Here is a 14,235-nt window from a genome sequence, read left to right on the forward strand (position 1 = left end):
CCCCGAACAGGATGACGAAGAGGAACCATGGCGAGCGACGAGACGCCCGAGACCGAACTGAGCGCTGACGAGATCAGTGAGCAGAAGGCCGTGCGCCTCGCCAAGCGCGAGCGCCTGATCGCCGAGTCGGATGCCGCAGGCGGCGCCTACCCGGTCGGCCTCCCCGTCACCGACACGATTCCCGAGCTGCGCGAGCGCTTCGGGTCGCTGGAGGCCGACGAGTCCACCGGCGTCTTCGTCGGCATCGCGGGACGCATCGTGCACCTGCGCAACACCGGCAAGCTGTGCTTCGCGGTGCTGCAGTCCGGCGACGGCTCGCGCATCCAGGCCATGGTGTCGCTGGCGTCGGTGGGCGAGGAGTCGCTCCTGCGTTGGAAGGAGCTCGTCGACCTCGGCGACCACGTGTTCGTGCACGGCGAGGTCATCTCGTCACGTCGCGGCGAGCTCTCGGTGATGGCGGACGACTGGGCGATCGCGTCCAAGGCGATCCTGCCGCTGCCGAACCTGCACAACGAGCTCTCCGAAGAGGTGCGGATGCGCAGCAGGTACCTCGACCTCATCGCGCGCGAGCAGGCGAGGACGAACGTCGTGAACCGCTCCAAGGCGGTCGCGTCGCTGCGCGCCACCTTCGCGTCACGCGGCTTCATCGAGGTGGAGACGCCGATGCTGCAGACCATGCACGGCGGGGCATCCGCTCGCCCCTTCGTCACGCACTCGAACGCGTTCGACACCGAGCTGTTCCTGCGCATCGCGCCGGAGCTTTTTCTCAAGCGCGCCGTGGTCGGCGGCATCGACCGGGTGTTCGAGATCAACCGCAACTTCCGCAACGAGGGTGCTGACTCCACGCACTCGCCGGAGTTCGCCATGCTCGAGGCGTACCAGGCCTACGGCGACTACAACACGATGGCCGAGCTGACCCAGACGCTCATTCAGGATGCCGCGTGGGCCACCACCGGCGGCCACGTCGTGACGTGGGCCGACGGCACCGAGTACGACCTCGGCGGCGAGTGGGACCACGTCTCGATGTACGAGAGCCTGACGGATGCCCTCACGCGCGCCGTCGCATCCGGCTCCGTCCCGTGGACCGGCGGCACCGACATCACTCCCGAGACACCCGTCGAGGAACTCGCCTCTCTCGCCGAGCTGCTCGACATCGAGGTCGCGCACCCGATCGCCGGCAAGTACGTCGAGGAGCTGTGGGAGCACTTCGTCAAGGGCGCCCTCGTGCGTCCGACGTTCGTGCGCGACTTTCCGCTCGACACCTCGCCGCTGGTGCGCGCGCACCGCTCGAAGCCGGGCGTCGTGGAGAAGTGGGACCTGTACATCCGCGGCTTCGAACTCGCGACCGGATACTCCGAACTCGTCGACCCCGTCGTTCAGCGCGAGCGCTTCGTCGAGCAGGCCAGGCTGGCCGCGCAGGGTGATGACGAGGCGATGCAGCTCGACGAGGAGTTCCTCCGCGCCCTCGAGTTCGGCATGCCGCCCACCGGCGGAATGGGCATGGGCATCGACCGCCTGCTGATGGCGCTCACGGGCCTCGGCATCCGCGAGACGATCCTCTTCCCCCTGGTGAAGTAGCCAGCCCGCAGCCCCCGCCACCGCCCCGCCACCGCCCGCCGGTCTCACCCGGTCCCGCCCGGCCCAAGGTGGGACCGTGGCGGAAAACAGGCAGGAAAGCGCATACCACGCGGGAACAGGCACGATCCGCCTGTTTCCGCGTGAACTGCCTGCATCGCGGTCGTGGTGTCTCCGCGTCCACAGCCTGCATCGCACAGAGTCCTCCACCATCTGGCACTGATCAGGATGCCTGCCACGCGCACCCGGACACGATGAGCACATGGCCCGCGTCGCCAGTACACTCGTCCGCCTACAAGGGCTCGCAACGCGAGCCCAGCTGAGGCAGAACGGATGCACCGACCACGAGATCCGTGATTATGTCGCGGCAGGATTCGCCAAGACGGTGCGACGCTCCTGGCTCGCGGCGCCCACTGCCCGACGTGAGGCGGTCCGTGCTGTAGAACTGGGCGGCATTCTCGGCGGTGAAAGCGCACTCCGCAGCATGGGCGTGTGGGTCTCGCAGAACACCGGTCTCTGCGTCGCTGCACCCAGGACTGCGAGCAGGCTCCCTCCGCTTCGGGTTGGCGAGTATCGGGTGCATCCGCACACGTTCGTCTGGCCCGAAGGCATCCGCTGGCGAATGGGTGTTGTGGATGCCCTCGTGGTGCTCGCCGGCAGAGTGAGCTATCAGCACCTCGTCGCTTCGATCGACAGCGCGCTGCACAAGGGCGTGCTTTCCGCCCGCCAACTCGACGAACTCTTCGCACGGCTGCCCGCGCGCCTGCGGTTCGCGCGAGCGCTCGTCGAGCCCCTCAGCGCATCCGGAATCGAGACCATATTCCGGCTCGCAGCCATCGCGGTGGGCTGGCACGTGCAGGTGCAGGTCGACATTCCGGGCATCGGCCTGGTCGATCACCTCATCAACGGCTGGCTGATCGTTGAGACCGACGGTGACGAGTTCCATTCGTCCAGGCAGCAGCGAGCGAAGGATCGCTCTCGGGATGCGGCAGCCGTTCGCAAGGGCATGAAATCCCATCGGTTCGGGTACGAGCAGATCATGAACGATCTCGACGGATGCATCGAGGTTGTGGCGGACATCCTGGCCGCTGGCCGTCCTGGTCGCTCCTGACGCCGGTCGACCACAGGCAAATCGAGTGGGGACAGGCAGATCGTGCCTGTCCCCGCGAGGTATGCGCTTTCCTGCCTGTTCTCGCGATGGGCGGCGGGGGCGAGGGCGGGCGAGGCGGGGGCGGGGGCGGGGGCGGGCTGGCTGAGCGGAATGCGGGGAGGGCTCGGGGTAGCGCTAGTGCTCCTGGTACCGCCGCAGGTGCTCCTCTGTGAGGGCATCCATCTGCTCGTCGGTGAGCTCGTCCATCTTCTTGGCCTCGCGCTTGTCGGTGTGCATCCACCGCACGAACAGGATGATCAGCACCGGAATGTCCGCGACCTCGGCGATGAACCACAGAAAATCGCCGGACAGATGCTGGTCGTGCAGCTGTGAGGGGAACCACGCGGGCAGCGTGCCCACGATCGCGTGGGCGTGGTCGAGCACCGACTCGTTGAGGCGCAGCAGGATGCCCGGAATGGCATCCAGCACCAGCTCCATGAACGCGAGCATGAACTCCGCGGTGATGAAGAGGCTCGTGCGCAGCAGTCCGCTGTCGGTGATCGGCAGCACCATCAGGGTGCCGACGAGTGGAACGCCGAGCGTGATCGCCGCCTCCCATCCCGGGTCGAGCCGCAGCGCCGCGGCGAACGGCGTGAGAAACAGGCAGAACCCGATCAGGGCGACGATCGGCGCGAACATGGCGTTGCCCATCAGGCGTACCGGCCACGATTTCAGCACGCGATCCAGCACACGTCCGGGAGCTCCGGACAGCGCGGCGCGAGCAAGGCTCACCGGCCGTCCGAGAGAGATAAGGCCAGGCACGACGAACAGCAGGAACGCGATCCGCGTCGTGAACGCCCAGCGCAGATCGACGCTCCAGGTGCCGAGGAACCCGAACTCGATCCACGCGTACGAGCCGAGCCCGAGCACGTAGAACGCGATCGTCGGCCACGCCTTCCATTCCACGCCGTTGCGCTTCGCCAGATACAGGCCTGCCCCGTACACGGCGGCGGCGATGACGATCGCGGCGAACGCGAACGGGTTGAACGAGAACGTTGTGAGAAAGGTCAGTACGTCAGGCGTGGCAGGCTCCGGAACGAGTGCAGGGCGGTCACGTCATTATCCGCCGGATGCCTGTGGGCGCCAGTCGGAGCGCGCGCAGTACGGATGCCTGTGGGCGCCAGTCGGAGCCATCCGCTCCACTCATGCCGACACGGCCGCCTTCAGCCCCATCGTGCGAGGCGCGAGCTCGGTCTGCATGACGAGCGCAGCACCGCCGACGGCGGCGGCGTCGGTCACGTCGGTGGACAGGCGCACGCGCACCGAGTGCTGGTTGCGCACGAACAGGTCGGCGTCGAGTCGGCGTGACACTGCCCGCACGTAGGTCGGGCCCGCCACGGCGAAGGCCGGACCCGCAAGCGAGACGGAGTCGAGGTCGAAGAGGTTCGCCATCGTCAGCACCCCGGAGGCGAGGTGTTCGGCGGATTCCTCGACCAGCGCGCTGGCCTGCTCGTCGCCGCGTGCCGCTGCCATGGCGATGGCGCGGAAGTCCTCGAACTCGTCCTCGCCGCGCAGGCCGAGGCGGTCCTCTTCACCGAGTTCACGGGCGCGGCGCACGACCGAGCCGGGATCGGCGATCTCCTCCAGAAAGGCCGGCGAGCCGTCCCTGCCCGTCACGACAATCTGTCCGAGTTCGCAGGCATTCGAGCTCGCGCCCCGGAAGACGATGCCGTCGATCAGCACTCCTGCGCCGATACCCGTGCCCATGTAGACCGTGGCGTGCGCGACCGCGTCGTCGAGCTTGCCGCTCCAGAAGTCGCCGATGGCAGCTGCGGTCGCGTCGTTGTCGAGGATGACCGGCAGGTGCACCGCCTCCGACAACATCTCCCGAAGGGGCACGTCGCGCCACGCTCCGAGATGGGGCGAATGCAGGATGGCCCCGCGCGCGATGTCCAAGGGACCGGGCGCGACGACGCCCACGCCGACCACGGAGGACTTCTCGATGCCGAGCCCGTCGAGCGTTCTGTCGATCTCGCCGGCCAGCCGCACGACCATCTCGGAGGGTTCGGCTGTGCCGGTGCCCGGGGTGCGTGTGCGCCCGACGATCGCCCCGGAGAGGTTGATCACGACGAAGGTGATCGACTCCCTCCCGAGCTGCACGCCGACCGCGTAGCGCGAGCTTGGGTTGACGTCGAGCATCACGGGTGGTTTGCCGCCCGTCGACTCTCCTCGGCCCGTCTCGACCACGAGACCGTCGGTCATCAGCTGACGGACCACCGTCGACATGGTGGCCTGCGTGAGGCCGGTCGTCTCGGCGAGTGCGACCCGGCTGATCGGTCCCTGCGCCCTGATCAGGTCGAACACGACGCCTTTGCTCGTGCCGCTGGAGAGGGAGACGCGTTGCTTCGTCATCGGCGCTCCCTTCTGCGGTCCGGACCACGAGTCATGGTGAATCCTCGCACAGCCTACTAACTTGACACGCTTTATAAAGTGGCCTAAGAAAGAACCCATCGCAATGACGCGAAACCGTCGATGCGGCAGCGGTCAACACTTTGCACCGCGAATTCCACGGTCAATGAAAGGACAAGGATGTCTCCACGCAGCAAGTGGCGCCTCGGCGTCGCGATCGTCGCGGCTGCAGCAGCAGCGACGCTGGCACTCTCCGGATGTTCCTCCGACGGCGGCTCCGGCAGCTCGTCGGGCACCACCTCTGTCACGCTCTTCAGCGGGCAGGTCGGCAACTTCACCGAGAACTTCAATCCGCTCAACAACACGGGCGCCTACCTGCAGCCCACCAACGGCGTGCTCTACGAGGCGCTCTTCTACTACAACAAGGCGCGAGCCGGGAAGCCCGTTCCGGTGCTCGGAACGTCGTACAGCTGGAACAGCGACGGCACGCAGTTGACCGTGAAAGTACGTCAGGGCGTCAAATGGTCCAACGGCAAGCCGGAGACCACCGACGACGTCGTGTACTCGTTGAACCTCATCTCCAACAACCCCGGTCTGAACACCACCGGCACCAAGTGGGTGGCGAAAAAGACGGCCGATGACACGGTCGTCATCACCTTCCCGGCGACCTCGTTCACGCTCGAGCCGCAGATTCTCGGCAACGAGCCGATCGTTCCCCAGAGCATCTGGAAGAGCATCTCCGACCCGACGAAGGTGACCAACACCAAGCCCGTCGGCACCGGCCCGTACATGCTGAAGAGCTTCACGCCGCAGAGCTTCGTGCTCGTGAAGAACCCGAACTACTGGGGCACCGGCGACGCCGCCCCGAAGGTCGACCAGGTGCGGTACGTCTCGCTGGCCAACGCGGATGCCGCGACCTCCGCGCTCGAGGCCGGCCAGACCGACTACATGGGCTCCTTCCTGCCGACGCTGAAGAGCATCATCAGCAAGCACAAGAACCTCAGCTACTCCAACTCCCCGCAGGCGACCACCGCGTTGTTCACCTGTGAGAACGCCTCACTGGGCTGCACCGGTCCGCAGACGGATGCCGCGGTCCGGCAGGCGCTGTATTACGCGATGGACCGTACCCAGCTCGACAAGCAGGCGGCCGCAGGCTTCAGCGCACCGGCATCCTCGTCGCTGCTGCTGAACACCGTGAACAAGTCGCAGATCACGAACTCCAAGTACCTCGAGGTGCCGCAGACCGCGAACATCTCCAAGGCGAAGAGCATCCTGGAGGCCGACGGCTGGAAGCTCGGCTCGAACGGCTACTACGCGAAGGACGGCAAGGAGCTCGATCTGTCGGTCAACGTCGTCTCCGGCTGGACCGACTACGACACCATCTGCCAGTTGCTGCAGGGCCAGTTCAAGGCGGCGGGCATCAAACTCGCTGTCAATCAGATGGCGCAGAACGCCTGGAGCCAGGCGGAGTCGACCGGCAAGTTCGAGATCTCGATGAACTCGATCAACATGGGCGTCTCATCCGACCCGTACTACCAGTACAGCCTGTACCTCTCGACGGCGGCCACTGCCAAGGTCGGCACCCCCGCGCCGTCGACGAACACGTCGCGTTACTCGAACACCAGTGTCGATGCCGCCGTGAAGCAGCTCGCCACCACGAACGACAACTCGGTGAAGCAGGCGGCGTACAAGACGATCCAGGACCAGATCGTCAAGGACATGCCGTACGTGCCGATCTACGTGAACTCGGCTCTGGCGGAGTACAACAACTCCCGCGCGACCGGCTGGCCGAGCCAGGACAACCAGTACGCCTTCCCGCTTCCGTGGGGTGGCAACTGGGGCGTCGGAATCGTGCTCAAGACGATCCGCCCGGTGAAGTAACCACAACGCGATAGGGATCGGAGCCGGGCGGATGCCCACCAGCATCCGCTCGGCTCCGGTCGCGCAGAAAGCAGACAGCGATGCGGTTCTACCTGCAGAAAATCGTGTTCTACGTCGTCGCCCTGTGGGCGGCGGTCACACTCAACTTCTTGATCCCGAGGCTGATGCCCGGCAATCCCGTCGACATCATGATCGCCAAGATGGGAGCGGCCGGACAGCCCGTCACGGCAGGCACGCGGCACGCCCTCGAGGTCGAACTCGGCGGGTCCAGCGGGAGCCTCCTGCAGCAGTACGGCGACTACATCGTCAACCTCCTGCACGGCAACCTCGGGATCTCGCTCACCAACTTCCCCGAGAAGGTCACCACCGTTATCGGCCAGGCGCTGCCCTGGACGATCGCGCTCGTCGGCCTCGCAACGATCATCTCGTTCATCCTCGGCATCGGGCTCGGCATGTTGGCCGGCTGGAAGCGCGGATCGTGGCTCGACAATCTCATTCCCGTCACCACGATGTTCCAGGCGGTGCCGTACTTCTGGCTGGCGCTCATCCTGGTGCTCGTGCTCACTCGCGTCGTTCCGTTGTTCCCTTACGCCGGCGGCTACAACGTGGCCACGACGACACCGGGGCTCAGTCTCGATTTCATCGGCAGCGCCATCTACTACGGCTTCCTTCCCGCCCTCACGATCGTCGTCTCGTCGATCGGCGGTTGGATGCTCGGCATGCGCAACATGATGGTCTCGACGCTTTCCGAGGACTACATCGTGACCGCTGAGGCGAAGGGCATCAATCCCCGACGGGTCCGAATGACGTACGCCGCGCGCAATGCCGTGCTGCCGTCGCTCTCCGGATTCGCCATCTCGCTCGGCTTCGTGGTGGCCGGGTCGATCGTGACCGAGCAGGTCTTCAGCTATCCGGGCATCGGACAGCTGCTCTTCACCGCCGTCTCCAACGACGACTACGCCCTGATGCAGGGTGTCTTCCTCGTGATCTCACTCTCGGTGCTCGCGGCGAACCTCGTCGTCGACGTGCTGTACGGACTCATCGACCCACGCACCCGCGCGCGGTCCTAGGAGGGCGTTGTCATGGCATCCACTCTCACCGTCAACGACGCGGCTGCTCCGGCGGCCGCCAGCAGCAATCGCAGCTTCGCCCGGCTGCTGCCCTCGAGGTCGCCGAAGCTCATCGTCGGCCTGATCATCGCCGGCGTCATCATCCTCTGGGGCATCGTCGGACCATTGCTCGTCGGCGACCCGAACGCCATCAGTACCGACGCGTTCGCGCCACCGGGGCCGGAGCATTGGCTCGGCACGACGCAGACCGGTCAGGATGTCTGGACGCAGATCGCATACGGCACCCGCGGCTCGCTCGTGATCGGCTTCGTCGTCGGGGTGCTCGCGACCGTGCTGTCGGCGTTCTTCGGTATTCTCGGCGCCTACATCGGCGGGGCCGTCGACGAGGGCTTCGCGCTCTTCACGAACGTGATCCTCGTCATTCCCGGCCTGCCGCTCGTCATCGTGATCGGCAACTATGTTCCGCAGAACCAACGTGGTCTGTTCCTGATCGCGGTCGTGTTGGCGATCACGAGCTGGGCGGGATCGGCACGCGTGCTCAGGTCAGTCACCCTCTCCCTCCGCAACAGGGACTACGTCGCAGCATCGAAGGTCTCCGGTGAGAAGACGTGGCGAGTGCTCGGCGTGGAGATCCTGCCCAACCTCATTCCGGTCATGGCGTCGCAGTTCGTGTTCGCCATCATCTTCGCCATCCTCGGCGAGGCCGGACTGTCGTTCCTCGGTCTCGGCGCGAACAACTCGTTCACGCTCGGCACGATCCTGTATCAGGCGTACAACGACCTCGCCCTCACCCAGGGCGCCTGGTGGTGGTTCGTTCCGCCCGGTCTGGTGATCGCGCTGTTCGGATGCGCGTTGTCGCTGATCAACTTCTCGATCGACGAGATCATCAACCCCAAGCTGCGCAACCAGACCCGTGCGGCACGCAAGGCGTGGGGTCTCACGGCCGATCAGATCAAGCGCCTCGAGAAGGAGGACATCAAATGAGCGAGGCCACGAGCATCCGGCCCGCTCGCCGAGAGGTGGACCCGGTCCTGACGATCGAGGACTTCAGCGTCGACTACCTCGGCGCGCACACCACCCACGCGGTGAAGAACGTGTCGCTCACACTGGGTCGCGGCGAGGTGCTCGGCCTCGCAGGCGAATCGGGATGCGGCAAGTCGACGCTCGCCTACGGGGTGACGCGCCTGCTGAAGCCGCCGGCTCTCATCACGTCGGGATCGGCCACGTTCCATTCCCGCGAGGGCTTCACCGTCGACCTCGCGACCCTTGGAGGCGCCGACCTTCGCGCGTTTCGCTGGGACAAGGTCTCGATGGTGTTCCAGGGGGCGATGAACTCGCTCAACCCGGTCATCTCCGTTCAGGCGCAGCTCGAGGACATCTTCACGGCGCATCGACCCGAGATGAAGAGGGCCGAGCGCATTCGAGCCGCCGGAGATCTGCTCGAGCGCGTCGGCGTCGATCGCGACCGCCTGAAGTCGTTCGCACACGAGCTCTCCGGTGGCATGCGGCAGCGCGTGATGATCGCGATGGCGATGGCGCTCGACCCGCAGGTGATGATCATGGACGAGCCGACCACGGCGCTCGATGTCGTGGTGCAGCGCGAGATCCTCGACGAGATCACCCGGTTGCGTTCCGAGCTCGGATTCGCCGTCATCTTCATCACCCACGACCTGCCGCTCCTTCTGGAGATCAGCGATCGAATCGCCGTCATGAAGGCGGGGGAGATCGTCGAGCTCGACGACGCGTACGACCTGTACACGAACCCGAAGCATCCGTACACGAAGCAGTTGCTGGCGTCCTTCCCGAGCTTGACGGGCGAGCGCGGCGACTTCATCAGAACGGGCGTACGTGACGAGCGTCTCGAACCTGCCGCAACCACGAACGAAGGAGCGATCGGATGAGCACTCTCGAATTCCGCAACGTCTTCAAGCGCTACCGCGTGCGCGGCAAGGGTGCACACGACCTGCTGGCGGTCAACGACGTGAGCTTCGCGCTCGAGTCGGGCAAGACTGTCGCGCTGGTCGGTCAGTCCGGCAGCGGCAAGTCGACCATCGCGAAGCTTCTGCTCCAGCTGGAACGGCCGACCAGCGGCCAGATCCTGCTCGACGGCAAGCCGGTCGGCAGGCACGGGAACGCCCTGCGCGACTATAGACACCGGGTGCAGATGGTGTTCCAGGACCCCTTCGCCTCGCTCAACCCGTACCACTCGGTTGCTCATCACCTGGCTCGTCCGCTGAAGCTGCACGGGCGTGCGAGCACGAGGACCGAGCTGGAAGCCGGCGTCGCACGGCTGCTCGAGCGCGTGCGATTGACTCCGACGGACGAGTTCGCGCAGAAGCATCCGCACGAACTCTCCGGCGGCCAGCGCCAGCGCGTCGCGATCGCCAGGGCTCTTGCGCCGGCGCCGACCATGCTGATCGCGGACGAGCCGGTCTCGATGTTGGATGTCTCCATCCGGCTCGGAGTGCTCAACCTGCTGGCAGACCTGCAGCGCGAGGAGAACCTCGGCGTTCTCTACATCACCCATGACCTGGCGACCGCACGGCACTTCTCCGACGAGATCCTCGTGATGTACCGGGGGCAGATCGTCGAGCGAGGGCCGGCGGACGACGTCATCCTCGACCCGCAGCACGAGTACACCAAGCTGCTCGCCGCGGCGGCGCCGAATCCGGAGTTGAGGCTCAAGCAGCTCTCCGGGGCCTGACCCATCGGCGGTGCCAGCCGCACGCACGAGAATCGCCAGCACACGATCCTCGCCACCACCGGCCACGTGCGGCGGTCCACCGCGCCCGTCGCCAGAGATCACGAACACAGAAAGAACGCCATGCCCTTCGTTTCCGCCACCTTCACCCCGATCAGCGCCGGCTGGACGGTGACCGCCCTCGACGGCCCGCTGCCGGCGGGATTCGACGCCGCTGCCGTCCCCGCCGTCGTGCCGGGCTGCGTGCACACCGACCTGCTGCGCGCCGGCCTGATCGTCGACCCGTTCGACGGCGACAACGAGTCGCACCAGCAGTGGATCGGCGACACCGTGTGGCGCTACGACGCGGCGTTCGAATGGACGGACGACGGGAACACGCGGCACGACCTCGTCGCGTACGGGCTCGACACGGTCGCGACGATCGAGCTCAACGGTGTCGAGGTGGCGCGCACCCAGAACCAGCACCGGTCGTACCGGTTCGATGTGCGTGAGCACCTGCTGGTCGGCCGCAACGAACTCAGCGTCACGTTCGCGGCACCGGTCGCCGAAGCCGAGCGCCGGGATGCCGTGCACGGCTCGTGGCCGCACGTGAACCATCACCCGTTCAACCAGCTGCGCAAGCAGGCGTCCAACTTCGGATGGGACTGGGGCATCGACGTCGCCACCAGCGGCATCTGGCAGCCGATCGGGATCGACTCCTGGACGGGTGCTCGCATCGCCTCGGTGCGGCCGCTCGTCGATGTGGAGGGCGCAGACGGCATCGCCACCGTCCACGTCGAACTGGAGCGCGATGGGGTGCGGTACGACGGGCCGATCACCGTCACGGCCCGGGTCGGCGAGCGGAGTGCTGAGGCGACTGTCGACGCCGACCAGGTGCTGGCATCCGTCGTGGTGCGTGTTCCTTCCGCCCGGTTGTGGTGGCCTGTCGGTCATGGCGATCAGCCGCTTTACGACGTCGCCGTCGGGTTGCGCGGAACTCACGCTGCCTGGAACGGACGTGTCGGGTTCCGCACTGTCGAGGTCGACACGTCGCCCGACGCGGCAGGCAACCGGTTCGTCGTGCGTGTGAACGGCGAAGACGTGCTCGTGCGCGGCGTGAACTGGATCCCCGACCACGCCTTCAGCGGGGAGCAGGATCGTGCACGGTACGCGCGCCGTCTCGCGGATGCGACCGAGGCCAACGTCAACTTGATCAGGGTCTGGGGCGGCGGAATCTACGAGTCCGACGATTTCTACGAGCTGGCGGACGAGGCCGGTCTGCTGGTCTGGCAGGACTTCCTGTTCGCGTGCGCCGCATACTCCGAAGAGGAGTGGCTGGCGGCCGAGGTCGAGGCGGAGGCGCGCGAGCAGATCACTCGCTTGTCGTCGCATCCGTCGCTCGCGATCTGGAACGGCAACAACGAGAACATCTGGGCATATGTGGAGTGGGGATGGCGACAGAGTCTCGGTGACCGCGGCTGGGGCGACAACTACTACCGGCGGCTTCTGCCCGATCTGCTCGCCGAGCTCGACCCGACCCGGCCGTACTCGCCCGCCAGCCCGTTCTCCTTCGTCGACTACGCGCACCCGAACGACGAGCGCAACGGCACCATGCACATCTGGGATGTCTGGAACCAGCGCGACTACACCGCGTACCGCGACCACGCGCCGAGGTTCGTCAGCGAGTTCGGTTTCCAGGGCCCGCCAGCATGGTCGACGCTGACCCGGGTCGTGCACGACCAGCCGCTTGATCCGTACGGTCCCCAGATGCTGGTTCACCAGAAGGCCGAGAGCGGCAACCTGAAGCTCGAGCTGGGCATGGCTGCTCACCTTCCGACCCCGCGCACGATCGAGGACTGGCACTGGGCGACCCAGCTGAACCAGGCGCAGGCCATCCGCTTCGGCGTCGAGCACTTCCGCTCGCTCACCCCGCACAACACGGGAACGATCCTCTGGCAGCTCAACGACGACTGGCCGGTCGTGTCGTGGGCGGCCGTCGACTTCGACGAGCACCGCAAACCGTTGTGGCACGCGATGCGCGATGCCTATGCACCCCGCCTGGCGACGATTCAGCCTCGAGACGGTGGGCTGTCCCTCGTGCTGGTGAACGACGCGGCGGATGCCTTCACCGGCACTGCCCTCGTGCGTCGGGTGGCCTTCGGCGGTTCCGTGCTCGCCGAGGTGGGCATCGAGGCGAACGTGGGCGCCCGCGGCGTGACGACGATCCCGCTTCCCGAAGACGTCGCGACGTTCGGCGACGCGTCGGCCGAGGTGATCGTGGTCACGGTCGACGGGTTCGGCCGAGCGCTGTTCGACGGAGCCGAGGTGCGCGACCAGCAGCTGCGGCAGGACGCGCTCGAGGCATCCGCCGCTCATGTCGACGGCGGCTACCGTGTCGTCGTCACGGCGCGCAGCTACGTGCGCGACGTCTTCGTCGCTGTAGACAGGGTGGACCCTCGTGCCACCGTCGACGCGGGTCTGGTGACTCTGCTGGCCGGCGAGTCCGCGACGTTCGAGGTGCGCTCCGACGCGGCGGTGGATCCCGAGTCGTTCACCACCGCGCTGGTGCTGCGATCGGCGAACGACCTGCACGCGGCTGTTCCTCGAACCGACGAAGAGATACTTGTCTCATGAATGATCCTCGACATGAGCCCGCCGCCATCGGGATGGCGTTCGTGCGTTCGCCGGGCGGCGTGGATCCGTTCTACAGCGAGGTCATCGCCGGTATGGAGGACGTGCTGCACCCGCGCGGCATGCGCGTGCTCATGCAGACCGTGCCGACGGTGGCCGACGAGGCCGTCGTCTATCGGCGGTGGGCGGAGACGAGCGCCGTTGCGGGCATCGTGATCAGCGACCTGACGGTCGACGACCCGAGAGCCGCGCTGCTCACGTCCCTTGGCGTTCTCCACGTGACACTCGGCGAGCCGGAGGATGCCGCGGGCGGCTCTGTGGTGCGCGTTGACAACTACACGACGATGGTGCGCGCGGTGCAGCAGCTCGCTGCGCTCGGGCATCGCGTGATCGGTCGGGTGTCCGGGCCGGAGCAACTCCTTCACACCCAGACCAGGTCCGTCGCCTTCGCCGACGCGATCGCCAGTGCAGGGGCGGCCGGCCACACGACGGTCGGGGACTACTCGGCGGTCAGCGGCGTGGCGGGCATCCATGACCTGCTCGCCCGACAGGAACCGCCGACGGCCGTTCTCTTCGACAACGACATGATGGCGGTCGCCGGACTGGATGCCGCCCAGCGCGCAGGCCTCTCGGTCCCGTCCGACCTCTCCGTGCTCGCGTGGGACGACTCGACGCTGTGCCGTCTGGCGTCGCCGCCCCTGTCGGCGATGAGCCACGACGTGCGGGAACTCGGATCCCTCGCGGCGACGGCACTGCTGACGGTGATCGGCGGCGGGGAGGCGCAGGACGTGACGGCGCCACTGGCCGAGTTCATCGCACGGGGATCGACCGCTGCGCCGCCTGCATCACCGGCAGACGGGGCGCAGATCACCCCCAGCACGACCGCGTATCCTTGACGT

The 14,235-nt window shown here is 66.6% G+C and carries 11 protein-coding genes; 9 read left to right on the forward strand and 2 right to left on the reverse strand.

From position 1 onward, the window contains the following. Positions 1 to 27: 27 nt before the first annotated feature. Together lysS and MJ603_RS03325 are read left to right on the forward strand one after the other, a co-directional pair. Positions 28 to 1,578 carry a lysine--tRNA ligase gene (gene lysS / locus MJ603_RS03320; protein ID WP_243062232.1) on the forward strand — a complete coding sequence of 517 codons (1,551 nt, stop codon included), beginning with the start codon at positions 28 to 30 and terminating at the stop codon, positions 1,576 to 1,578. A 259-nt stretch (positions 1,579 to 1,837) separates the two neighbouring features. After that, the gene (locus MJ603_RS03325; protein WP_243062233.1) at positions 1,838 to 2,686 is read left to right on the forward strand and encodes an endonuclease domain-containing protein; all 849 of its coding nucleotides are present in this window, start codon (positions 1,838 to 1,840) and stop codon (positions 2,684 to 2,686) included. A gap of 174 nt (positions 2,687 to 2,860) precedes the next feature. On the opposite strand, the gene MJ603_RS03330 is transcribed toward MJ603_RS03325, so the two are convergent. Both MJ603_RS03330 and MJ603_RS03335 read right to left on the reverse strand, forming a co-directional pair. Then, positions 2,861 to 3,670, reverse strand: coding sequence for a cytochrome c oxidase assembly protein (locus MJ603_RS03330; RefSeq protein WP_243062234.1), 810 nt, complete (start codon positions 3,668 to 3,670; stop codon positions 2,861 to 2,863). 198 nt (positions 3,671 to 3,868) lie between these two features. Next, positions 3,869 to 5,077: an ROK family protein gene (locus tag MJ603_RS03335; protein ID WP_243062235.1), complete on the reverse strand. Its 1,209-nt coding sequence runs from the start codon at positions 5,075 to 5,077 to the stop codon at positions 3,869 to 3,871. Positions 5,078 to 5,254: 177 nt separating this feature from the next. Here MJ603_RS03335 and MJ603_RS03340 point away from each other — a divergent pair, with 177 nt between their 5' ends. From MJ603_RS03340 to MJ603_RS03370, 7 genes are all read left to right on the forward strand, one after another. Then, positions 5,255 to 6,955 carry an ABC transporter substrate-binding protein gene (locus tag MJ603_RS03340; RefSeq protein WP_243062236.1) on the forward strand — a complete coding sequence of 567 codons (1,701 nt, stop codon included), beginning with the start codon at positions 5,255 to 5,257 and terminating at the stop codon, positions 6,953 to 6,955. A gap of 80 nt (positions 6,956 to 7,035) precedes the next feature. Continuing rightward, complete coding sequence (locus tag MJ603_RS03345) at positions 7,036 to 8,025, forward strand: ABC transporter permease (RefSeq protein WP_243062237.1); 990 nt, start codon at positions 7,036 to 7,038, stop codon at positions 8,023 to 8,025. Positions 8,026 to 8,037: 12 nt separating this feature from the next. Then, positions 8,038 to 9,009, forward strand: coding sequence for an ABC transporter permease (locus MJ603_RS03350; RefSeq protein WP_243062238.1), 972 nt, complete (start codon positions 8,038 to 8,040; stop codon positions 9,007 to 9,009). Next, positions 9,006 to 9,926: an ABC transporter ATP-binding protein gene (locus MJ603_RS03355; RefSeq protein WP_243062239.1), complete on the forward strand. Its 921-nt coding sequence runs from the start codon at positions 9,006 to 9,008 to the stop codon at positions 9,924 to 9,926. Before MJ603_RS03350 ends, MJ603_RS03355 begins: the two co-directional genes overlap by 4 nt. Further along, on the forward strand, positions 9,923 to 10,729 hold the full coding sequence (locus MJ603_RS03360; RefSeq protein ID WP_243062240.1) for an ABC transporter ATP-binding protein: 807 nt from the start codon (positions 9,923 to 9,925) through the stop codon (positions 10,727 to 10,729). The genes MJ603_RS03355 and MJ603_RS03360 overlap by 4 nt, the downstream gene beginning before the upstream one ends. A 120-nt stretch (positions 10,730 to 10,849) precedes the next feature. After that, positions 10,850 to 13,339: a glycoside hydrolase family 2 protein gene (locus MJ603_RS03365; RefSeq protein WP_243062241.1), complete on the forward strand. Its 2,490-nt coding sequence runs from the start codon at positions 10,850 to 10,852 to the stop codon at positions 13,337 to 13,339. Next, on the forward strand, positions 13,336 to 14,232 hold the full coding sequence (locus MJ603_RS03370) for a LacI family DNA-binding transcriptional regulator (protein WP_243062242.1): 897 nt from the start codon (positions 13,336 to 13,338) through the stop codon (positions 14,230 to 14,232). The genes MJ603_RS03365 and MJ603_RS03370 overlap by 4 nt, the downstream gene beginning before the upstream one ends. Positions 14,233 to 14,235 lie beyond the last annotated feature (3 nt).

It is taken from the genome of Humibacter sp. RRB41 (assembly GCF_022761015.1).
Classification (GTDB): domain Bacteria; phylum Actinomycetota; class Actinomycetes; order Actinomycetales; family Microbacteriaceae; genus Humibacter.